Origin of the sequence: Mucilaginibacter flavidus, from assembly GCF_024055575.1 — a bacterium.
Classification (GTDB): Bacteria; Bacteroidota; Bacteroidia; order Sphingobacteriales; family Sphingobacteriaceae; genus Mucilaginibacter; species Mucilaginibacter flavidus.
The window spans coordinates 1-22,696 of record NZ_JAMXOE010000001.1 but is presented as its reverse complement, the minus strand read 5'-3'; the positions used below and the strand labels follow the sequence as shown (position 1 = coordinate 22,696).

Annotated in this window: 19 protein-coding genes and 1 tRNA gene; 10 read left to right on the top strand and 10 right to left on the bottom strand. The window is 43.8% G+C overall.

Going from position 1 to position 22,696, the window contains the following annotated elements; all coding sequences use genetic code 11:
* Positions 1-204: 204 nt before the first annotated feature.
* The 4 genes from glgB to NAF19_RS00085 all read left to right on the top strand — a co-directional run bounded on the left by glgB (position 205) and on the right by NAF19_RS00085 (position 3,224).
* A complete protein-coding gene (gene glgB, locus NAF19_RS00100; protein ID WP_252787697.1) occupies positions 205-2,352 on the top strand; it encodes a 1,4-alpha-glucan branching protein GlgB in 2,148 nt (715 codons plus the stop codon).
* A gap of 96 nt (positions 2,353-2,448) precedes the next feature.
* Entirely contained in the window at positions 2,449-2,664 is a 216-nt protein-coding gene (locus NAF19_RS00095; RefSeq protein ID WP_252787696.1) for a hypothetical protein, read from the top strand.
* A gap of 10 nt (positions 2,665-2,674) precedes the next feature.
* Positions 2,675-2,884, top strand: coding sequence for a hypothetical protein (locus tag NAF19_RS00090; protein WP_252787695.1), 210 nt, complete (start codon positions 2,675-2,677; stop codon positions 2,882-2,884).
* A gap of 148 nt (positions 2,885-3,032) precedes the next feature.
* Positions 3,033-3,224, top strand: coding sequence for a hypothetical protein (locus NAF19_RS00085; protein WP_252787694.1), 192 nt, complete (start codon positions 3,033-3,035; stop codon positions 3,222-3,224).
* 44 nt (positions 3,225-3,268) lie between these two features.
* Here the strand turns inward: NAF19_RS00085 and NAF19_RS00080 are convergent, their stop codons facing one another.
* Positions 3,269-5,737 carry a glycosyl hydrolase family 95 catalytic domain-containing protein gene (locus tag NAF19_RS00080; protein ID WP_252787693.1) on the bottom strand — a complete coding sequence of 823 codons (2,469 nt, stop codon included), beginning with the start codon at positions 5,735-5,737 and terminating at the stop codon, positions 3,269-3,271.
* Between the two features lie 193 nt (positions 5,738-5,930).
* Here NAF19_RS00080 and NAF19_RS00075 point away from each other — a divergent pair, with 193 nt between their 5' ends.
* Positions 5,931-6,944, top strand: a complete 1,014-nt coding sequence (locus NAF19_RS00075) for a proline iminopeptidase-family hydrolase (RefSeq protein ID WP_252787692.1) — start codon at positions 5,931-5,933, stop codon at positions 6,942-6,944.
* An 11-nt stretch (positions 6,945-6,955) separates the two neighbouring features.
* On the opposite strand, the gene NAF19_RS00070 is transcribed toward NAF19_RS00075, so the two are convergent.
* Positions 6,956-7,453: a gamma-glutamylcyclotransferase family protein gene (locus NAF19_RS00070; protein WP_252787691.1), complete on the bottom strand. Its 498-nt coding sequence runs from the start codon at positions 7,451-7,453 to the stop codon at positions 6,956-6,958.
* A 220-nt stretch (positions 7,454-7,673) separates the two neighbouring features.
* Here NAF19_RS00070 and NAF19_RS00065 point away from each other — a divergent pair, with 220 nt between their 5' ends.
* The gene (locus NAF19_RS00065; RefSeq protein ID WP_252787690.1) at positions 7,674-9,767 is read left to right on the top strand and encodes an NHL repeat-containing protein; all 2,094 of its coding nucleotides are present in this window, start codon (positions 7,674-7,676) and stop codon (positions 9,765-9,767) included.
* Between the two features lie 94 nt (positions 9,768-9,861).
* Here the strand turns inward: NAF19_RS00065 and gap are convergent, their stop codons facing one another.
* From gap to pfkA, 3 genes are read right to left on the bottom strand one after another with little or no spacing between them, the layout of a single operon-like run.
* Entirely contained in the window at positions 9,862-10,857 is a 996-nt protein-coding gene (gene gap / locus NAF19_RS00060; RefSeq protein WP_252787689.1) for a type I glyceraldehyde-3-phosphate dehydrogenase, read from the bottom strand.
* A 33-nt stretch (positions 10,858-10,890) separates the two neighbouring features.
* Entirely contained in the window at positions 10,891-11,739 is an 849-nt protein-coding gene (locus NAF19_RS00055; RefSeq protein ID WP_252787688.1) for a hypothetical protein, read from the bottom strand.
* Positions 11,740-11,748: 9 nt separating this feature from the next.
* The gene (gene pfkA, locus NAF19_RS00050) at positions 11,749-12,735 is read right to left on the bottom strand and encodes a 6-phosphofructokinase (RefSeq protein ID WP_252787687.1); all 987 of its coding nucleotides are present in this window, start codon (positions 12,733-12,735) and stop codon (positions 11,749-11,751) included.
* A gap of 124 nt (positions 12,736-12,859) precedes the next feature.
* Here pfkA and NAF19_RS00045 point away from each other — a divergent pair, with 124 nt between their 5' ends.
* Positions 12,860-13,555: an NUDIX hydrolase gene (locus NAF19_RS00045; protein ID WP_252787686.1), complete on the top strand. Its 696-nt coding sequence runs from the start codon at positions 12,860-12,862 to the stop codon at positions 13,553-13,555.
* Between the two features lie 123 nt (positions 13,556-13,678).
* Here NAF19_RS00045 and NAF19_RS00040 read toward each other — a convergent pair whose 3' ends face one another.
* Positions 13,679-14,536 (bottom strand): N-acetylglucosamine kinase, encoded by an 858-nt coding sequence (locus NAF19_RS00040; RefSeq protein ID WP_252787685.1) that lies wholly within the window; start codon positions 14,534-14,536, stop codon positions 13,679-13,681.
* Between the two features lie 446 nt (positions 14,537-14,982).
* On the opposite strand from NAF19_RS00040, the gene NAF19_RS00035 reads away from it, so the two are divergent.
* From NAF19_RS00035 to NAF19_RS00025, 3 genes are all read left to right on the top strand, one after another.
* Positions 14,983-15,056: transfer RNA gene (locus NAF19_RS00035), tRNA-Arg, on the top strand.
* Between the two features lie 386 nt (positions 15,057-15,442).
* On the top strand, positions 15,443-15,991 hold the full coding sequence (locus NAF19_RS00030; protein WP_252787684.1) for a hypothetical protein: 549 nt from the start codon (positions 15,443-15,445) through the stop codon (positions 15,989-15,991).
* Between the two features lie 123 nt (positions 15,992-16,114).
* Positions 16,115-17,365, top strand: coding sequence for an ATP-binding protein (locus NAF19_RS00025; RefSeq protein ID WP_252787683.1), 1,251 nt, complete (start codon positions 16,115-16,117; stop codon positions 17,363-17,365).
* 18 nt (positions 17,366-17,383) lie between these two features.
* Here NAF19_RS00025 and NAF19_RS00020 read toward each other — a convergent pair whose 3' ends face one another.
* The 4 genes from NAF19_RS00020 to NAF19_RS00005 all read right to left on the bottom strand — a co-directional run.
* On the bottom strand, positions 17,384-17,950 hold the full coding sequence (locus NAF19_RS00020) for a hypothetical protein (protein WP_252787682.1): 567 nt from the start codon (positions 17,948-17,950) through the stop codon (positions 17,384-17,386).
* A gap of 51 nt (positions 17,951-18,001) precedes the next feature.
* Positions 18,002-19,615, bottom strand: a complete 1,614-nt coding sequence (locus tag NAF19_RS00015; protein WP_252787681.1) for an AGE family epimerase/isomerase — start codon at positions 19,613-19,615, stop codon at positions 18,002-18,004.
* 3 nt (positions 19,616-19,618) lie between these two features.
* A complete protein-coding gene (locus NAF19_RS00010) occupies positions 19,619-22,120 on the bottom strand; it encodes a glycoside hydrolase family 9 protein (protein ID WP_252787680.1) in 2,502 nt (833 codons plus the stop codon).
* A gap of 369 nt (positions 22,121-22,489) precedes the next feature.
* Positions 22,490-22,696: hypothetical protein (locus NAF19_RS00005; protein WP_252787679.1), on the bottom strand; the 207-nt coding region annotated here is incomplete at its 5' end.

The following is a 22,696-nucleotide window of genomic DNA, read 5'->3' as shown; positions in this document are numbered from 1 at the left end:
AGTCGGTAAAGTCCGAAAAGTCAGTAAAGTAGTCCGAAAGATGAAGTTTGATAAATTTAAAACCACATGCTTTTGGACTTTTTGCTTTTTTTCTTTCGGACTTCCGGACTTTCGGTCTTTCGGACTAAAATTCACTATATTTGAATTAACCAATTAACTACCTCAATAATATAAACCCGACGGCTATCATGGCCTCCCTATACTATGGCAAAAAAACACGACATAACAGAACCTGTAACACCTGCTGCTAAACCCGCATCAACAAAAAAAGCTGCTGCACCTAAAGCTAAACCTGCGGTTAAAGAAACTGCAAAGCCGGCGCCGAATGCTAAAGCAGCAGCAAAACCTGCCGTAGCCAAACCAAAAGCAACGGCAAAAAAAGCTGTAGTTACCGAAACTGCAGCGCCTGTGTTAAAAGCTGTTGAAGTATATAGCCGTTTTACCGATTTTGATATTGGCTTATTTAAATCGGGTAAGCATTATAAGCTGTATGAAAAGTTTGGTTCGCACGTTGTGGAGTTTAATGGGGTTGTGGGTACTTACTTTGCTGTTTGGGCGCCAAATGCGCAGTACGTGTCTCTTATTGCCAATTTCAATGGCTGGGACCGAGGTTCACATCCTTTGTATGTGCGTTGGGATGGCTCAGGGATTTGGGAAGGTTTTATCCCCAACGTTGGTGTTGGAGAAACTTACAAATATTACATCACCTCATCAACCGGCGAGGACCTGGAAAAAAGCGATCCCTTTGCACTGCGTTGGGAAGTTGCCCCAAAAACAGCTTCAATAGTGGCAGATACTTTTTACGAGTGGAACGACCTGGGCTGGATGGCTACCCGTAAAGACCATAATGCGCTAAACAGGCCGTATTCTGTTTACGAAATGCACATTGGCTCGTGGGCGCGCAGCATGGAAAGCGGCGACGAATTTTTAACCTACGACCAACTCGCCGATAAACTTGTACCCTACATAAAGGAAATGGGCTTTACGCATGTGGAGTTTATGCCGATTATGGAGCACCCATACTACCCAAGCTGGGGCTACCAGATAACCGGATTTTTTGCCGCATCGTCGCGCTATGGCACACCGCAGCAGCTGATGTATTTGATTGAACAGCTGCATATTGCCGGTATCGGGGTCATACTTGATTGGGTGCCGTCACATTTCCCTGGCGACATACACGCGCTATACAAGTTTGACGGTACGCACCTGTACGAGCATGCCGACCCGCGTAAAGGCTTTCACCCGGATTGGAAGTCGTACATATTTAACTATGGCCGGAATGAAGTGCGTGCGTTTTTAATAAGCAACGCCATTTTTTGGTTAGAGAGATATCATGCCGATGGTCTTCGGGTTGATGCGGTGGCATCAATGCTTTACCTTGACTATTCACGTAATCATGGCGAATGGGAAACCAATATCTACGGTGGCAACGAAAACCTTGAGGCAATTTCGTTTTTAAAAGAATTTAACGAAGCTGTTTACAGCATGTTCCCCGATACGCAAACTATTGCGGAGGAGTCGACTTCGTTTACAGGGGTAAGTCGCCCGGTTTATACGGGTGGCCTTGGTTTTGGAATGAAATGGATGATGGGATGGATGCACGATTCCATTAAATATTTTCAAACCGACCCGCTGTACCGCAAGTATCATCATAACCAGATTACGTTTAGCCTGATATATGCCTTTACTGAGAATTTTATGCTCCCTTTCTCGCACGACGAGGTGGTATACGGCAAAGGCTCCATGTTGCGCAAAATGCCGGGCGACGAATGGCAGCAATTTGCGAACCTGCGCCTGCTTTACGCTTACATGTTCACCCATCCCGGCACCAAGCTGCTGTTTATGGGAGGCGAGTTTGGGCAGGGAACTGAATGGAACTTCCAAAATTCGTTAGATTGGTACCTGCTGGAATATCCAAATCACCAGGGCATAAAAGAAACTGTTAAAGCCTTAAACCACTTATACCGGGATGAGCCTGCACTATACGAAAAAGGCTTTGAGTGGAGTAGCTTTGAATGGGTTGACGGCGGTAATTCGCACGACTCGATACTGATTTACAACCGCAAGGGACACGATGTTGAAAACGATTTGGTTGTTGTGTTGAACATGACGCCAATTACGCACCATAGCTTCCGCATAGGCATGCCATCAAAAGGTAAATGGACAGAAATATTTAACTCGGATGCCAAAGCTTACTGGGGTAGTGGCGTTGAAAACGGTGCACCGATGACTACAGAGGTTATTGGCTGGCATGGCCGCGAGCATTCAATTACCATAACTGTACCGCCACTGGCCGCCGTAATATTTAAAAAAGCCGCTGTAGTGCCTCCAAAGTACGAATTGAAAAAATAGCAGCAAAAATTGGCGATATAATTGGTTTAAACAGAACCTTTTATAAAGGTGCAACGTAATAATGACATTGAATCTCTTAAACGTTCAATCCATATTATGAACCCAAAATATCGCTCGTTGTTCCTTTTGATAGGCTTTGCTGGATTTTTGTTTCTTGGTTACGATGCTTTTACGACTTACCCGGACATTAACCCTCTGCGCGTACTGTTAATAGCATTCCCTGATTTGGTTTTCTTTTTCCTTGCTTACCGCACTTATCCTGCCGATGAGCCGGTGCAAATGAAAACAAGTAAAGTAAAATCGTACCAATAAACCGTGCGCCATGAACCCGAAATTTAGTTACCTGTACTTAATGATAGCCTTCGCCGGATTATTTTTCCTGGCGTGCGATTCATTTATAGGCTATCGCGATATTGATCCGGGTCGTGTATTGCTGATAGCAATCCCTGATTTGATTTTCTTTTATCTGGCTTATAAAACCTACCCCGATACTGAAAAAGCGGGAAAGGGCGCCAGTGTGAAATCTTATTAATAGAAACTCCCTAATTAGTTTATAGCTGCAGGCTTTCAGTTAACACCAAACAGGTGTTGATTGGAAGCCGCGGCATTTTTAACGGCTTTTGTGCCGGGACGACGAAACATAATAGCAGGATACAGGTTTTAATGTGTAACTTTAAATTATGAATCCCAAATTCCTTGTGCTTTATATAATTGCGGGAACGCTCGCGCTGGGCCTTGTAATATACCAGGCAGTTACCACGTACCCGGCCCTGACTTATAGTCGCTTAGGGCTGAATGCTATTATGTCAATTTTCTTCTATTACCTGGCGTACAAAACGTATCACGAAAAGAAGGATAGTGAATTAATGTGATTTGAACGGAGACACAAAGTACTGTGTCTCTACAATCCAAAATCTCAATTTACACCTGTCAATTCATAAACATCACCAGCAACCGTAGGGAATTGTATCGAACCATCCTTTAATACCTCGGCTTTTATTTTTTTACCGTTCGATTTGATATTGAATTTAACTGCCGAATTGAGATGGCATACGTTGCCTTGCTTAGATAGGATGGTTATAGATATGGGGTTGTTGCGTTGCCATTTAATGTCAAGTTCAAAGGCGCCGGTTGTGCAAACGCCTTTAAACTCACCAACGCTCCATTCGCTTGGCAGGGCGGGTAGAATATCGATAACGCCATTGTTTGATTGTACCAGCATTTCGCTGATGGCGGCAGTCATTCCCATAGAGCCGTCAACCTGCATGGCGCCGCTGCATTTGGCAAAAAGCTGGGGGAAAGCTTCCTCTTTAAAATAACCTTTCAATATATCATTTGCCCGGTCGCCGTCGCCCAGCCTGGCCCAAAGGGCCGTTTTCCATGCACGCGACCATCCGCTGGTGCCATCACCCCGTTTATCAAGTACTGATTTAAAAGCATCAATAAAATCTGGTGTGTTTTTTACCGAAAATACATTGCCCGGATACAGACCATATAAGGGCGAAACATGCCGGTGCTGTTGTTCCAACTGCGGCCAATCTTCTGTCCACTCCTGTAAAGTGCCATCTTTACCAATAACCTGCGGTCGCAGCCGGTTTTTAGCAGCGGTAACTTTGGTAACATAATCGGCATCTTTGCCTAATGCCGCTGCCGCTTTCGCATAATTGGTAAACAAATCTGTAATAATTTGCATATCTATTGATGAACCCGCACAAATGGTAGTGCCGGGCACCATGCTGCCGGTTGTTTCATCAAAATAAGGCCCGTTGCCTGGGCTGCCCGTAAAGTTCTCGGGCGATGATGATGGATTGGTAACCAGCCACTTTTTTTCGGGGTCGGCCACTAAATAATCCATAAAGAAATCTACTGAGCCTTTTATAACCGGGTAAATATCCTGTAGATATTGTTTGTCGCCGGTGTATTGGTAATGGTCCCACAGGGCATCGCAGAGCCATGCGCCACCAGTTGTAAACGTACCCCAGGTTGGGCCATCCATCGGGGCCGCCACCATCCATAAATCGGTATTTTGATGTAGTACCCAGCCACGGGCGTTATAGTTCTCTTTAGCCACTTGTGCACCCTGGTCGGTAATGTTTTTCATAAAACTGATCAGCGGCTCCGCACATTCCGACAGGTTGGCCGATTCAACCGGCCAGTAATTCATTTGCAGGTTAATATTGGTGGTGTATTTCGAATCCCACATGGGGTTCATATCATTATTCCAGATGCCCTGCAGGTTGGCAGCCTGCGTGCCCGGTCGCGACGATGACAATAATACGTACCGCCCAAACTGGTAAGCCAGCGCTGCCAGTTGCGGGTCAAACGCAGTTACCCGGCTCTCCTGCAAACGCTCGTCTGTTGGCAGCCACGAATTTGGGGTCGACGGCAGTTGCAGGCTTACCCGGTTAAATAGCTTATAATAATCGGCAAGGTGATTGGCCTTTATATCGTTATAGGTTTTGCTTTCAATAGCCTTAAAATAATTGTTAACCCGTTTGTGCTCGTCGGCGCTTACATCTTTGTAGTTTACAAAATTAGTGGCAGCAACAATATACAAGGTTATGGCATCGGCATTTTCAACAATCAAATCTGCTCCGTTGGTTTTAATTGTTCCGCCTTCGGGTACTGCTTTTAGCTTGGCTTCGTACCTTAATTTGCCGGGTACCCCCAAATAATCTGCTGATTTTCCCGTCAGTTCCAGTGCATTGTCGCCAAAGCCATCCATCTTAAAATAATCGGTCGCGTAATCAGAGTGTTGCTGGTTACGTACGCCCCGTAAATTAGCTGTAAACGAGATGCTCCCCGGTTTGCTTGCAGTTAACCTAACGGCTATAACCTGCCCCGGTGCCGATGAAAATACCTCCCGGTGATAGGTTATATTGTTACTTTCATACTCAACGCCTGTCATACCGGTTTCCAAATCGAGCCAGCGTTTATAATTACTAATAGCGCCAGTCTCCTTAAATGATAACACAAGGTTACCCAAGCTCTGGTATTTCTGCTGCTCAACGGGGTATCCCATCAATTTGCGGCCGAACAAGGTTTGTGCCTCGCGAAGTTTTCCTTTAAAAACAAGGTCGCGAACTTCGGGTAAATACTTAGAGCCACCTTTTACCACCGAAGAGTAGGGGCCACCTGTCCAGTAAGTATCCTCGTTTAGCTGAATGGTTTCTGCGTTGGCGCCACCGTAAACCATAGCGCCAAGGCGGCCATTGCCTACGGGCAGCGCATCGCTCCATTTGGCAGCGGGTTTGGTCATCCATATTAAGGTTGCCGGGTTGTAATTGTGCAGGTATATTTTTGCCGGGATATCAAATTTTTGAGCCGAAAGCGAATTCGTAATAAAAAATAAAATTATTAGCTGGCCAAAGGCTTTAAATTTCATACATCGGGGTTTTTAATGCGCCAAAATCAATGTACTAAATTTAACAAAAAAGTAACACAAAACCAGTATAAGCAAATAGATTTGACAACTTTTTAGAAGTCGTCAAATCTTAGAAGGAAGATACATTCATGATTTTTGTCATATCCAATTATCACGCTAAAACTCTTTATATTAGAACTTTAATTTATCGCAAATGAATAAGTTTTTATACCTGTTTATTGCCGGTGTTGCGCTGGCTTTTACATCCTGCACGGAAACCGGCAATTATACCGTTAAGTCATATTTTGCCACGGTTGATACCGGCGTACAGATTGCCGGGATTAAAATGGTTAGTGTACAAACGCCTGTTGGCAAATTCAAAGTGTGGACCAAACGCTTTGGCAATAACCCGCGCATAAAAATATTACTGTTGCACGGTGGTCCGGCATTGACGCATGAATATATGGAATGCTTTGAAAGCTTCTTCCCAAAAGAGGGCTTTGAAATGGTTGAATATGATCAGCTTGGTTCGTATTACAGCGATCAGCCCCGCGACAGCAGCCTGTGGACAACACCACGATTTGTTGAAGAAGTGGAGCAGGTGCGCAAAGCGTTAAATATGGATAGCACCAATTTTTACCTGCTCGGCAATTCGTGGGGTGGGATTTTGGCTATGCAGTATGCCCTTAAATATCAAAAGAATTTAAAGGGATTGATAATTTGTAACATGATGGCCAGCATGCCGGCCTACGAAAAATATAATGGCACGCTGCGCAACCAGATGCGGAAATCGCTGGTTGACTCGCTCGCTGGTTTTGAGAACAAGGGAATGTATAAAGATTCAGTTTACCAGGCGCTGGTATTTTCCGAATATTATAACAAACACCTGTGCCGCCTGCCCGAATGGCCCGATCCCGTATTGCGCGCCTTTAAACATGTAAATGAGCAGATTTATGTGATGATGCAGGGCCCCAGTGAATTTAAAACCGGCGGCAGGCTGATAAAATGGGATGCAAGCAAGGAACTAAAGAATATTACCGTACCTACCCTCACCGTAGGCGCCAAATACGACACTATGGATCCCGAATATATGAAATGGATGAGTACCCAGCTACCCAAAGGCAACTATCTGTATTGCCCCAACGGCAGTCACCTGGCCATGTGGGATGATCAAAAAGTGTTTATGGACGGCGTGATCAAATTTATTAAGCGGGTGGATGATGAATAGGGTAACTGCTGTTACTTTAATTTCTCCAATTCTTCCTGCCTGCGTTCTTCGTCCGGGTCAATTTTAAAAGGCATCAACTTTAATTTGGCAATATAATAATCGGGCAGTCCGGCTTTTTTCGCCATTTGCATTACTTTTTTGTGATACCAGTCATAAGGCAATAAATGGGTATTTACGGCGTGGGGCAGCGCGACGAAGGCTTCGGCGGCATATATCTTTTCAGCTTCGGTTACACAGGTAACGTGAGTAAGCATATAATCACCGGCCCAGGCCATGGCATTTAAAAAGTTTGATTTTTCGTTGTCGGCAAGCTCAATCAGAACCCCCCAAACGGCGTCGTTCGGATCTGACGATTGCAGGATGTTTGCCTTTGACGACAGATCATCAGCCGTTTTATTGAATATGAAATTATACCCGGGCAGCCTGGCTACACCGATTTTTTTGGCAGACGGAACAATTTTGGTAAAATTGCCAACATCCATATTGCCTGCAAATGCAAATAATATCATATTGTATAAATTAAGATAGACGTGTTTTGTTTTAACGACAGCGCCTACGCCTATATTATAATAAAACTTCGGTCACCCTCAGTCGGTTATTTGCCGTAGATGTATTTGTTACCCACTTATTACTTTTAAATATCGCTATATCTTTTTAATTTAGCTAACAATTAAATACGGGCAGTTTGCCGGGATCGCCTGTTAATTGCTGAAACTTTAAACCTTATTCATGAGCACTTCAAAAACTTTTAAGTTTAACCTTTTTTGTAACGGGAATTTAGAAATTCTTAGTTGTAATGCTATAATTAAATCTATCACCGAAAGCGATTCGAAAACCGTTTATAACGGATCGTTCGACCTTGTAAACCAGGAAATCGAATTGACATTCGACGTAAATGATGGCGAATACTTTTATGCCGTTTTTAGTGTGTGGAAATACGAACATGATGGCGCAATTACTGATATCTCACCAAATAACAACGACCCCGCTAACCAGCGGAATGTTGATTTTTTAGGGGCGTTTAATGCCAGTGATAATACCGTAGCGCTAAACCCATTGTCGACCGTTGCTTCAGCTTATACATTTGCCCGGGCGACAAAGCTGATGGATGGTGAAGTTATATCCATAACCGCCGGCAAAAACTTCTGCGAAGTTGCCTATGGCATGAAGAATAATTTCTATTACACTGCAGGGCAAATTTCAAAGGTTATTTCATCATCGCCAAATGCTACCGAAACTAACAGCTTTGCTGCATTTAATTTCCTGGCCAACCTGGTAAACTATACACTTACCAATCAAACGGTGTATACCAATTTTTTAAGCACCGTAAATCAGATTGATGGGGTAAATGCAGAATCATCGCTGGATGCGCTCGTTGCAGTCGCTCAGCATCCGTTCGACCAGGTCCAGGATATCTATGACCTGGTTGATACTATGCCGGTGATATATTATCCTTCACTGCAGCAACTTAAACTTCCTGAAGGCGTATCGAATGTTCCTGATCAATGGACGCTTGCCATTAAGATAAATAACTCGGGTTCAGAAAACTTCCTTATCAGCGGCACAGCGTTTACGGTATTTGACAAGGATAACAAAGCCTGGGTTACCAATAATTTCAGGCAGGGTACACCAAACTCGGGTACACATTGCATGGTGTTTAACCCGGATGGCTCGCCGGCCGACATATCGCCAATTATGGGCGGCGGTATACTAGGGCCCGGCTTCGGGGTAGCGGTAAGCCCCGACGGCGGAACTATAGCAATTGGTAATTATGGATGGGGAAATAAAGTTTACAATCCGGTAAAGGGCAGTATATCTGTGTTTTCTTCAGACGGTGAGGTACTTTGCCCGCCGGGCGGGTTTACAAGTAAAATATGCCGGATACAGGGAATGTGTTACGACCCCAGCGGTAATTTATGGATGGCATCCTGGGGTACGCAGGCGCCTATGGAAGACCCTACCGCACCCAGTACTTATGATGTGCCCAGTGAGTTTAGTGCGGTTGTTTGCTATTTAAACGGCGACCCAAACCAGGCGCTGGTGTATAATGATTTCGGAAGCGGACCAAGCGAATACCACGGCACATTTGGCGTGGTGATTGACAGGGGAGGAAACTGTATAGTTTCAAACGCAGGTACGGCAGGGAAAATACCATCGACCGTATATAAGGTGAGAATCTCGGGAAATAAGGATAAACTTGAATACGTGGCGCATTGGGAAAGCAACTGGGTGGGCAAAAATCCTACGCAGATACCTAATTTTGAAGAATTCAGGCAGCCGCAGGTTGATAACGAGGGGCATATTTACGTAGGCGGAATAACCAGCGGGCGTGTGGTAAAACTTAATGGTGAAACGTTGCTGCTGGAGGATGAGTTTTCCTATAACATTTATGGCCCGTGGGGCATTACCATAGATTCGAAAGGAAAGAAATTTATAACCGGCTTTGGCGAAAAGAAGACGGTGGATGTGCCGGACAAAACAATTGAATGGACGGGCCCCTTTGCCATTACCGTAGTGGAAAGCGACGATGAAACCTGGAGCGACGCCAAACTGATGACATTGCCGACCGCGGGTGAGGAGGTACGCCTGGCAAACGGGCAGCCGCTTTACGGCCATCAACTCGACAAAGACGGAAATCAAATACCGCCATCGTACCAGCCTTTGATGCGGGTTACTTCAACCTCAATCGACCGCGCGGGTAATCTCTGGTGCGCAAATAACTGGAAACCATCTTTGTATGTAGACGTTTTTACCGACGGTGTGGCAAACCCTGGTGGCGACGGCGTGGTGATATTTGTTGGCGTGGCGGAGCCGATTGTTTAACTACAGGCTATGCCCAACTAACATATCCGCCATATAAACAGAAAAGCCCCGGATTTTGATGTCCGGGGCTTCCTTTTTATGGAGTTATTTCTAATTATAATTTACCTAATTCCTGTACAAGGTCGATCAGTTTGTTTGAGTAACCCCATTCGTTATCATACCATGATACTACTTTAACAAAGTTATCATTCAAGGCAATACCTGCTTTTGCATCAAATATCGATGTGCGTGCGTCTCCTTTAAAATCTTCTGATACAACTTCGTCATCAGTATAACCTAATATGCCTTTCATAGCGCCTTCAGATGCTTCTTTCATGGCTGCTTTAACTTGCTCATAGGTTGCAGGGTTCTTTAAGCGGACAGTTAAGTCAACTACCGAAACATCGGCAACAGGAACACGGAATGACATACCGGTAAGTTTACCTTTCAGCTCAGGAAGAACTAGACCAACAGCTTTGGCTGCGCCGGTTGAAGATGGGATAATGTTCTGGTAAGCTCCGCGGCCGCCTCTCCAGTCTTTAGCCGACGGGCCGTCAACTGTTTTCTGGGTTGCAGTTACTGCGTGGATGGTGCTCATTAAGCCTTCTTCGATACCGAATTTATCATTCAATACTTTAGCGATAGGGGCTAAACAGTTAGTAGTACATGAAGCGTTAGAAACGATGGTTTGATCAGCTTTCAGTTCCCAGTGGTTAACACCCATTACAAATGTAGGGGTATCGTCCTTTGCGGGTGCGCTCATTACCACTTTTTTAGCGCCGGCATCAATATGTTTTTGGGCAGTTTCCTGTGTAAGGAAAAGGCCGGTTGATTCAATAACAACTTCTGCACCAACCTCGTTCCATTTAAGGTTTGCAGGATCTTTTTCGGCAGTTACACGGATAGTTTTACCGTTTACCACCAAATGACCGCCTTCAACAGTAATAGTGCCTTTGAACTGACCGTGTGTTGAGTCGTATTTTAACATGTAAGCCATGTAATCAGGCTCAACAAGGTCATTAATACCAACAATTTCAATGTCGGGTCTTTCAATTGCAGCTCTGAATGCCAGGCGGCCAATACGGCCGAAACCGTTAATTCCTATTTTCATGATTTTCTTAATTTTTAATTTTGAGTAGTACGTTTAATTTCTGTTTGAATAATAAGTTAGTAAGTTGTTTATAGGTTCTTTAATTATGGTTGCAATTTCAAGATTTGCATCGGCAGCTGCCTCCCTTAACTGGGTTTGAAAGCTTGCTGCTACAGTGCCCGCAAAATACAAAAAAGCTTCGGGATGTTCATCATGCAATGGTAATAAATAGGTGTGCATCAACTTATCAAAGCCTGTCTTTATCACATTTTTAATGTAGCTATCTTCCTGATTCTCAAGAAAGAAGTCAGTAAAGGAACTCAGGTAAACAGCGGGTTGTTTTTGCCGGTATATCTTCTCCAGCAGCGTCTTGCGTTCAGGGTCGTACCTTTGCACAAATTTCTTCCTTATGTTTTCAGGCAGCGTCTCATTCATGTAGCCTTTTACCAGCTGCCGACCCAGCCAATTGCCAGAGCCTTCGTCGGCCAGGATATAACCAAGGCCGTAATTGTTGGGTTTTACTCTTTTACCATCGTACCAGGCCGCGTTTGAACCGCTTCCGATAATGCTGATAATGCCCGGTGAATTTTTACAGCAGGCTATGGCGGCAGCAGTAATATCGTGCTCAACCGTTACCTTTCCGTGTATAAAAAATGTAGAAAAGGCGTCGTGTACTGTGTTTTTAAGTTCGGGTGAAAAAGAGCCCGCGCCAAAAAAATAAATGCGTTTTATTTCTTCGGCGTGATGTATAAGATTGATGTTTTTTCTGAGCAGTGCAATTATCTGTTCACCGTTGTTAAAATACGGGTTTATGCCGCCTGTTTTAAACGAGGCAATGGTCCTTTCCTTATCGAAAAGGCGCCATTCAGCATAATTTGATCCGCTATAAACAACTGCGTTCATTTGATTTTTTTAGATAGATAATATTTCAGCCATCTGCATCAAATCTTCTTCCAGTTTAAACTCATGTTGGGTAAGCGCTTCTTCGAGGCTTGTTATTTTGATGTGATTAGCTTCCAGCCCAACCATCGATTGTGTTTTGCCGGCAATAAGTGCATTCACGGCCGCATATCCCAAACGGCTGCCCAGTACCCTGTCGAAGGCCGAAGGGCTGCCGCCGCGTTGCAAGTGGCCGAGTATGGTTACTTTTACGTCGTAGTTTTTAACTTCTTTCTGCACTTTTTTGGCAATATCATAAGCACCGCCGTTTTTGTCGCCCTCGGCAACAATAACAATGCTCGACGATTTTTTATTGCTTTGCCCGTTTTTAAGGTTTTCAATTAAATCATCAATTGCGGTAGCTTTTTCGGGCAGTAATATAGCCTCAGCACCGCACGATATGCCGGCACGCAGGGCAATGGCACCCGAATCGCGGCCCATTACTTCCACAAAAAACAGGCGATCGTGCGCGTCGGCAGTATCGCGTATTTTATCAATAGCTTCAATAACTGTATTGGTAGCGGTATCAAATCCAAGGGTGTAGGTTGAGCCGTAAAGGTCGTTATCAATCGTTCCGGGAACACCCATAACGGCAATATCCGGGAATTTTTTCGAGAAACGCAGCGCTCCGGTGAAGGTTCCGTCGCCACCAATTACCACCAAAGCGTCAATTTCGCGCTTTTTTAAGTTCTGGTAGGCAAGTTCCATACCTTCGTCTGAACGAAAGGGTAAACAACGTGCGGTTTTTAAAATGGTACCCCCTAAATTCAGTATGTTACTAACCGACCGGGGTTGCATATCGTACATGTCATCCTCTATAAGTCCCTGGTAACCACGCCTTATGCCTGTAACCTGCAGTTTATTGTAAATTGCCGTTCTTACTACCGAGCGGATGCAGGGGTTCATTCCCGGCGCATCGCCACCCGAGGTTAAAACAGCGAGTTTTGAAATTTTGTGCATTTTTTAGCGATAATTTGAAGCTACGAAGATACTGTGTAAAATTTACACCATTAAATTTAATTTTTTTTTTTACATTAGCGCTTAACCAATTAACTTTAATTTTTTTACCTAATTTTTATCAGGTTTGGAAGTTGCACTGCCTACATTTAACTCAGTCTTTTCAATTGATTGCGTAATATTCGGTTTCGAAGCCGGCGAGCTCAAGATACTACTTATTGAACGAAACCAGGAACCGTTTAAGGACTGGCTGGCCCTGCCCGGCTACATAGTTGAGCAGGATGAAAGTATTGACGATGCCGCGGAGCGTATTTTATACGAGCTAACCGGTCTGCGCGATTTGCACATGCAGCAGTTTCATACATTTGGCGAGGTAAACCGACACCCTCAAGGCCGTGTAATAACAGTTGCTTATTATGCACTGATACGTATAAACGGGCAGAAGGAGCTACGCCCGGTTACCCAGTATGCCCGAAAAGCATTTTGGCACCCGGTAAATGAACTGCCCAAGCTTGCGTTTGACCACTCGGAAATATTTGAAACCGGCTTTAACAAAATACGCCGCCGCTTAAACTATCAGCCAATAGCCTTCGAGCTCCTGCCCGAAAAGTTTACGCTTACCCAGCTGCAATCGCTTTACGAAGCAGTGCTGAACAAAAAGCTGGACAAACGCAATTTCCGCAAAAAAATGCTGAGCTACGGCTTTTTAAAGGAACTGGACGAAAAACAAAAAGGCGTTTCCTATCGCGCGGCCAAACTCTACAAATTCGACAGGCGGAAATATGCGAAGATTTTTAATAATGAGTTGAACCTTGATAAGTGAGATTTAGAGCCACGAATCAAGAATCAAGAGCCAGGAAAGAAAAAACCATAAGAAACGAAAAAGCCGGAAGTTAATTTTCCGGCTTTTTTTATCTTGATTCTTGACTCTTGGTTCTTCTTTCAACTACAGTTGGTGCGCCATGTCCAAATGGTATTTCACCAGGTTATCTATAGGCGAACGGATGATGTTGCCTACAACCATGCCGTTTTCAACTACTAACTCTTCCAGCACGTTGCGGAAGTTGTAGCCTACTGAACCGATGCAGTTGAACGAATATTTTTGATAGTCAGGGTAGTGGGTTACCAGGTTGCGGAAGAAATCTTCGAACGAGGTGCGCACCAAATTCCGTGAGTATTCTATGTGTACGTTATTGTCATAAACAAATTTGCTGAAGCTTGCGCAAAAACGGTTGGCGCGGGGCTGGGTGTAAACCTGCTCGTTTACGTCATCAGGGGTAAGCTTGTAGGTTTCCCAAAACAGGTTGCGAACAACCTCGGGCATATAGCCGCGCAGGTAATCAACAAGTAGTTTTTTGCCGATGTAGCAGCCGCTGCCTTCATCACCCAGGATGTAAGCGCCCGAATCGATATTCATGGTAACTTCTTTACCGTTATAAAGGCAGGTATTAGTACCTGTGCCCAAAATAGCGGCAAAGCCTTCGTTGTTGCCTAACAACGCGCGTGCGGCAGCCAGTAAATCGTGCCCTATATAAACTTTTGATTTGGTAAATACGGCCTGCATGGCCTCTTTTACAATATTGCGCATCTCTTCGGTTGAGCAGCCTGCGCCGTAATAATTAACTTCGGTAATCTCATCTTTCTCCAAATCGGTTGGCAGGCTTTCCTGCAGCGATTGGATGATATACTCAGTACTTGAAAAATAGGGATTGTAGCCTTCTGTATTAAAGTATACTTTTTTTCCTTCTTCGGTAACCAGGCACCAATTGGTTTTAGTAGAGCCACCGTCAGCAATTATGATCATAAAATAAGTTTATTTGAAAAAATCGGTTAAAAGTATGATTTACTTATTGTAAAAAAAACACTTTACATTTTTAAAAAGTAAAATTCTTCATTTTAAATTAATGTTGTGTTCTTTTTCAGCTTTAAGAGCAGGGGCACTGCACCGTAAATCAATACAAAGTTTATAAAATGGCTGTTAATTTAAAATATAAATGTATTGCTTTATGAGGGCAATTGGTTTATAATTGTTTACAATTATATATATAATTTAACAAATATTAGTAACCAATAGATTGAATAATGTTTTGGCAATGAATTTAGCCTGATACATTAAGAAACACCGCAATTTAAAATACTTTAAAAAGTTTTGAAAAAAAGCAGGTACATCGGGGCATGTAATTAACAAAACTAAGTGTTTGAATTTTTATGCAGATTTTTGCATCTTTGCACAGCGAAAATATCGCGACGGGTCTCATAGCTCAGCTGGATAGAGCAACAGATTTCTAATCTGTCGGTCTCAGGTTCGAATCCTGATGAGATCACTGGAATGGAAAGCAAGTCAATCGTGGCTTGCTTTTTTTGTTAAGATCACTTCGCCTTCGATATCTCCTGATTGTAGGTTATACGCCCACAAAGCGTTCCGTTTTTCCACACGGAACACCCGGAACGCTGTGAAACATGCTCATTATCAGTGTATTTAATTTATCAAGATGTAAGTTGCGGGTAATCAATTGTTTTCGAATTGATGTTTTCGATTTTTAAGTCAACAGATTTTCGATAAAAATGGCATAAAACACTACCTGATTTTGAACGACGATTTTATACAATTTTCCAAATTGTTTTAAAAATACCTTGCACCCGAAAATTAAAACAAAAACGAAAATCAAGTAAAATGAAAAAAATCACGGGAATATTTACTCTTCTTATATTGGCGTTACTCATCACCATATCAAATAAGAGCACTGCCCAACAGAACGCTGCAACACCACGCGATGGGCGACATGATTTTGATTTCAACTTTGGCACCTGGAAAACACATGTGTCGCGACTCTTGCACCCGCTGACGGGTTCAACCATCTGGGCCGAATATGACGGAATATCGTTCGTGCGCAAAGTGTGGAATGGCCGCGCCAGCACTTTAGAGCTCCAGGTCGACGGCCCGGCGGGACATCTCGAAGGGGTCGGATTGCGTTTATACAACCCTGAATCCCATCAATGGAGCCTCAACTGGGCGAACGGCAGCCAGGGGGTAATGACCCAACCAATGATCGGCGAGTTTAAGGATGGCAGCGGTGTGTTCTTCGACCAGGAGAATTTCAATGGCCGCGCCATTTTCACTCGGAACGGCTTTTACAATATCACGCCAACATCGTCCCGTTTTGAGCAGGCTTATTCTGCCGATGGTGGCAATACCTGGGAAGTAAACTGGATCATGACCTTTACACGGGTACCTGATGAATCCGGCAGCTCGCATTGATGCGCCAGAATACATTATGTGCGTTCAGGGAAGCCATATTTCTTATTTTTCGATATTTTTAAGTTACTATTTTAAAAATATCGGATAATATTAAATTGGTATTTTAAAAATATCGATATTTGTATGAAATCGATATTGAGAATGAAAAGAGTTGATGCATTGGAAACGCTGCGGGCACATTTAGTCAAACCGCAGCATAGCATATTGATCGGGCCAAGGCAGGTTGGGAAAACTACACTCGTGAAGCAGCTCGCCAAAATATTGGAGGAGCAGGGCGAGCAATTTTGCTTTTTAACTTTTGAAGATCCAGCCATACTGGATGCCATTAATCAACACCCGGAAAATATCTTTAATTACACGCAGCTACCGTCCGCCATGTCTGATGGCAATAGATTGTATATTATTATAGACGAAGTACAATATGCTGCTAACCCCAGCAACTTTTTAAAACTGCTTTACGATAAGTATAAAGACCAGGTTAAGGTAATTGCTACCGGGAGCAGCGCGTTTTATATCGATAAAAGTTTTAAAGACAGCCTGGCAGGGCGCAAAAGGGTATTCGAACTCTTCCCTCTTTCATTCGAAGAATTTTTACATTTTAAACAAGAGGATGGGCTTGCCGGAGAGTTACAGGAAATGCGTGACCGCGAAAAGTATCAAAGTGCAAGCCGGTTAAAAATTAATTTGCTGTTTGATGAATATTTAATTTATGGAGGATACCCGGAAGTTGTATTGGCCGAAACAGAACAGGAGAAACAGGAAATATTAAAAGAACTGGTTAACAGTTACATGAAAAAGGATGCGCTGGAGGCGGGCGTACGGGAAGAGCAAAAGTTTTTCCGACTGGCGCGATTACTGGCAGACCAGGCTGGCAATTTGGTAAACAATAATGAATTAGGCAACACCCTGCAACTTGTTGGGCCTACCGTGGATAATTATATCTATATCATGCAGAAAAGCTTTATCGTTAATTTGTTAACGCCATTCTACGGTAACCTGCGCAAAGAGCTGACAAAAATGCCCAAGGTTTATTTTAGTGACAATGGCTTGCGTAATGTGCTGGTTAATAATTTTAATAAGCTTAGCGATAGAGAAGATAAAGGTCAACTACTTGAAAACTATGTACATAACCGGCTTAGGAAATTGTATGATGCCGACAACCTGCATTACTGGCGTACAGCCGATGGCAATGAAGTGGATTTTATTGTTGAGCAAGGTATAAAACAAGGTTTAGCTTATGAAGTTAAATATAATGACGCCCAGTTTAAACCTAATAAGTATCAAAAATTTACCGATGGTTATCCAGGTTTTGAATTGCGTTGTGTTAGCAAGGAAGTTTCGGGTGGGGATACTGTTGAGGTAGTGAGGCTGTAATGTAATAATACGTGCTGTTTAACTGGCTACGTTGAGCAGTTCGGTGATAGTTTGTTTGATTAATACAAATCTTGTATTGAGGAAATAATGAATCATTTCGTCCTCCTTCGGAACCTTCCCAAACGCTGCTTCGATATTATCAAGTGTGGTTTTTATTTTTTCAAGTAATATCCTGTCCTGTATAAATCCTCCTAAAAGTAATTCATCTTTTGGGTCAAATAAATTTCTTACTATGTATTTTTCTTTGTGCAGGTATTGATTTGCCAACGTCATAATAAACCCACGTAAATACGCCCTTTGGGGAAGTAAAACATCGTGACTGGCGCTGTAATCAACTTCCAAAGCTTCTATAAATATCTCTACTTCGTTGAGCGACCAATTTTGTAAGTCATTTCCCATCTCCACCAGGTCCGAATCGTCAAAATCGTATAGCCGGTCAAGTAAATCGTCATTGCCGCCTAAATACCAATAATCGCTATCGCTATATGCATGCTCTAAAATCTTATTGTATATGGATAATACTTTATTGTTTGCAGATTTCGAGCTAACAAAAGTTTCGCTTCTTCCCTTGTAATGGCCTGTCATTTTGTTATTCGTTACTGTTGTATCAAATATCTAAAATAGTAAGCGTATAAACTATTTTCGATTAACTCTCTTTGTTCCCGACTCATTCCCCGCCAAATCAACAGCTCTGACCGTTAACTTTCCTTTTTTTACTCCATTAATTTTCCAAACGCAAAAATGCCTCAACGGTGTAAACCCAATCTTTTTACCGCCGCCGTAAATCTCATAACCCAACACCCTTTTATTATCAGTTGAAGCAGCCCACCTTAAAGTTGTAACGCCATTCTTAACAGTTTGCCTAACCTGCCGCGGCGCAGATGGCGGCGTTTCATCAGGCATCAACTGCGCTATACAATTGATGAATGCCCTCAGCACATGGTAAGTGCCTTTCCAGATCTGCCCTTTCAGCGCCAATTTATATTGCGGCTGTTTGTCAATGCCGCCCTGGTACCAGTCGCCGTGTTCCTGGTCAATCAGGTAGGTTTGCACGTATTGCCATTGGGTTTTAAATTTTTCAAAATATTGATGTTTGTCGTTCGGGAATTTGCCGGCCATTAGCAGCAGCGAGTTTAACCCTTCTGCCTGTGCCCACCAGTTTTTGGTATCTTCGGTTATGGTTACGCCGGGCTTATCCTTAAAATAATAGCCTTCATCATAAAAACCGCCTACTAAGTTGTCCCAACCGTTGTCAAGCGCATCATCAACCATTTTTTTACCGATGCGCAGGGTAGTGGTATCGTTTTTTAAACCCAAAATGTGTGATGCTTCCAGCATAAGGTAAGCCGTTTCAACATTGTGACCGTAAGAAATATGATCGAGTCCGTGATTTTTTTTGATGACAGCTTCGGACGAGTCCCGGAATGATACAGGTGTCCAGTCGGGTTTAAAAAACAGGACGAGGTTGCCGTTTTTATTGGTGATGGTATCACGTACTAATAAAAGCAATTCTTTTAACCGGATTTTTACCAGCGCATCAGGCCAAACCTCGTAGAGTTGAGTAAGTGCTTCCAGCAAGTGGATGGATGAATTTTGATCTTTATAACCCAGTTCGGATGTTGAGTTGATATCGGCCGGCCTTATTATGGGCGTGCCATCGCGTTCCATGTGCTGGTAGTAGCCTTTGTAAACCGTGTCGTGGCTGTGTTTCTCCAGCCACAAAAAGCCTTGTTTGGCCAGGTTAAGGGCGCTGGTATCGCCCGATGCCTCATAATAAACTGCCAGTGCATAAATGGCGAAAGAATTTCCATAGGCTTCTTTTGGGGCAAAGCTGCCTTTTTTTACGTTGCCCTGCCGGTCGGTATAGGTGTAAAAGCCGCCGTATTGCTTATCCCACAAAACGTCGCGCAAAAATTCAAAACCGTGATGTGCGCCTTTTAAGTAATAGCCGCCTTCCGGGAACAGTTCTGCCGCTTTACTGTTGCTCCACACGTGCCTTGCCTGGGTAACAATCATTTTGTCCTGACTGCCAACCGGCTTGAAATCGTAACTAAACGAACTTAGGAAGCCGCCATAGAGCGTATCCACAGATCGCGGGTACCAGGGTTTAAGCAATCTATCAACCATGGAAGACTGCATTTCGGCAGCAATTTTTTGTTTGATGTCGTGTTTGTTTTGCGCCAGACAATGAAGGTTAAGCCCCGCAAATAATACCAGGAAGAGAATTTTGCTAATACCAATGTTTTTCATTGTTTACTTCTTTTTATTCAAAACATGGTCGGCGGCCAAAATCAAAAACAGGTAGTCGGATGTTCCGCCACCTAGCACGTATTCGCCTTGTTGCCACAGGTATGGCCAATTTAGCAGTTCCGGAAAGTCGGGCCTGATAAGTGCGGTGCCCGAAGTAATACCACCGGGAATATAGGAACGGTCGGCCCGGTTAAATCCATAAGCCGTAGTCATCGACCTGGATCCAACGCCCGATACAAAAGAAGCAGTATTAGATCCCGGATGACATCCCAAAATAAAATCGATAGCATGCAGCATATAAGTATTACTAAATAACGCAGGGAAACTGGCATACAAAAAATACTGGCGGTAACCAAAGTTTTGAATACCCCAACCCGCACCCCAAATGTTTGGCTCGTAGGGTACACCGTAAGGCGTTTTTGCGCCCTGGTCCTGTATGTGTTTGTACAGTTTTTTAACGGCTTCGGTAATGGCATCGGTATATGTTTTATTGTTAACCAGGCTAACGGTGCGGCCAACCAGCCAGCCTGTGTTATCAATGTTCCGGGTTATGGCGTCGGTATTTTTAACCAGGTAATCGGCGTAGGCTTTGTCTTTTGTGGTAATCAGCAATTCAACCGCCAATACTATCCGGTGCGACGGGATTTGGTCCGCCGATGTTTTCCAAACTTCCTCAGCAATTTGCAGGCATTGCGTAGCCAGCGTGTCGTTATACCCTTTCATTACCCTGCTGGCTGCAGCCAGCGCCGAGGCTGTTTCCAGTGAACGCCTTGGGTTATCCTCAGTAAAAACCCAGCGGTCGTCGGCAGGGGCGGGCTGGTTTAAAATAGGGTTGGTGTTAACAGCATTGGTTATAAATGGCTTGTTATCGGTTATGTTTGCTGCGTCGCCCAATATGGTGTATTCCCGTATGGTAGGTTCAATTATTCCCCGGTAAAACTGGCCCATGGCCTGGTAGCCGCCCGTAATTGAAAGCAGGCCATGCTCAATCTGTTGTAAAATATCGGGCTTGCCATCCGGTTGGTGAATTTCTACTGTATGTGTGTTTTGATCTATGGTAGTATTGTCATACTTCACATCAAATTCCTCGTAAGCCAGTGTTAAACCATGCACAGTTTCCGCCTGCGATTCTACACGCAAATCAAAATCACCCGCATCGTGCCATGCGCCGCGGTTTAAAAAGGGTACGTTATCGCCTGATTTATATTTATTGAGGGTGCTATGCCCTTGTATATAACCGTCGAAATGGTTAGAGTCCGTCGGCGCCATGCGGGCATCGTCCATGTGGCACAGACCATGCCATACCCGGTATTTTTCGTTTACGCGCATGTGGCACATTTGCGCAGGCAAAAAATAGGAGAGGGTAGGCTGCCATACATCGTTTTTAAAAACATCTGCGCTTACCTGGAAAGGCTCAGTTTGGTAAGTGCCATAACGCACCACGTACATACCCGGCCAGGTTATTTTTGTAAAATCGAACTGTAAATAATGATACCTCAGGAAATCGCCCCAAACAGTGGGAATTGTTTTTAAGGCAGTAATCAGTCCGCCTTTTTCGTCAATACGCATCAGCGAAACCGGCAGCACTTTTTTATCGTTTTTATCCAGCTCGATAACCGCAATTTTTTGCTGGGCAGGATGGTATCCCACCTGCGATAACTGCACCACAGGCGCCGATTGCCAGCCATCAACAGCGTTTGGCGTTACCAACCACTCAATAGCGTTTTTTGAGGCTCCTTTTGCTACTAACGAGCGCACCACAAACCAGCCATTATTATGTTTTGCCCGGCCATCGAGAAGTTTCAGGTCACTTCCGGATAAATTATCAATGGTCATGCGTTGCAAATCACCTTCGGGAACAATGGTGAGCCTTTTCCCTTCCGCCATTGGCATTACCTGGGTTTCGCCATCGGCATCTTTATAAGTTTGCCCGTTGGCTTGCTGCGGAAAAATACCGAAGCTGTTATCCATATAATACGATTTGCCGAACAATGCGCCCGGGTAAAGCTCGAAATTGAAGCCCACTTTTCCTATCCATTCATCGGGCAGTGGTTTATCCAAATCGACAATTATTTTAAATGATTTCCCTGCCGGCAGTATCCTGATGTTGTAGGCGAAGTTAAGATCGGGATATATAATTGGATTAAAGCCCTTGCGGTTAATATCCGGGTTCGGAAATTCCATTCGTACGCTTACCTCGCCCGTAGTCCGGTTAACCACCCGTTTACCAACTTTTGGTATGGGCGACCATTGGCCAGGTGTAGGCTCCAGCCTGATGTCGCCATTGGTGGCAACACGCTGGCCGTTTTGAATAATGCCCACACCACCCTGGTGTCCTTCAGGGTAAAAGTCGTGTGCCAGCATAACGTTTATGCCCTTATATTCGAGGTATTCCTGCGCATTAAGCGTCATAGATTTTTGAGCGGTTTTTACCTGGGCCTTAGCGGAGTTTATTATTAAACAGCAGCAAATGGTAAGAACGGTAAACGGAGATTTGAATATCATTATGAAGTTTTATATTGGTTTGATTTGACGATAATAAGTCAATATAAAATTAGCGATATAATAAGGGGGGGAGTAATAACAATTCATCAATGTATGATGGATTTTTGCATTGGGGATAGATAAACTGAGGTAGGCCGATGTGTCAAATTTGACTATCTTTTCAGCCTCTTTGCCCAAGCGCGGCAGCCGGTGAGTTGGGTTTTTTTCTTAGATTTAACGTGAGGTCGATATAAGAACACGAGCCAACGGGGCAAGGATTGAAACCACAATATTTGGTTGTCGCCTCACCCTGCCCTCTCGTGACCGTTGCGCAACTATTTGTAATATTATACAGTCGTGAGCCTGTTCAGCTGTTCTTTGAACTATTGATTAAAACGATGTCGGCAAGTTTGCCGGGTATTGTTGTTTAGGTGATATTAACTGCATCAATAACTGGTTAAACGCGTCCTTCAAGCCAGTGATGGCTGTCGTTGGCGCTGCTATCAGTGGTCCGAATTTACATTTGAGCAGTTTTTTGATATTATAAGCGGCGGCAGCCATAAGCATACATTTATTTGCTTGTTTAAGTCCTTTGCT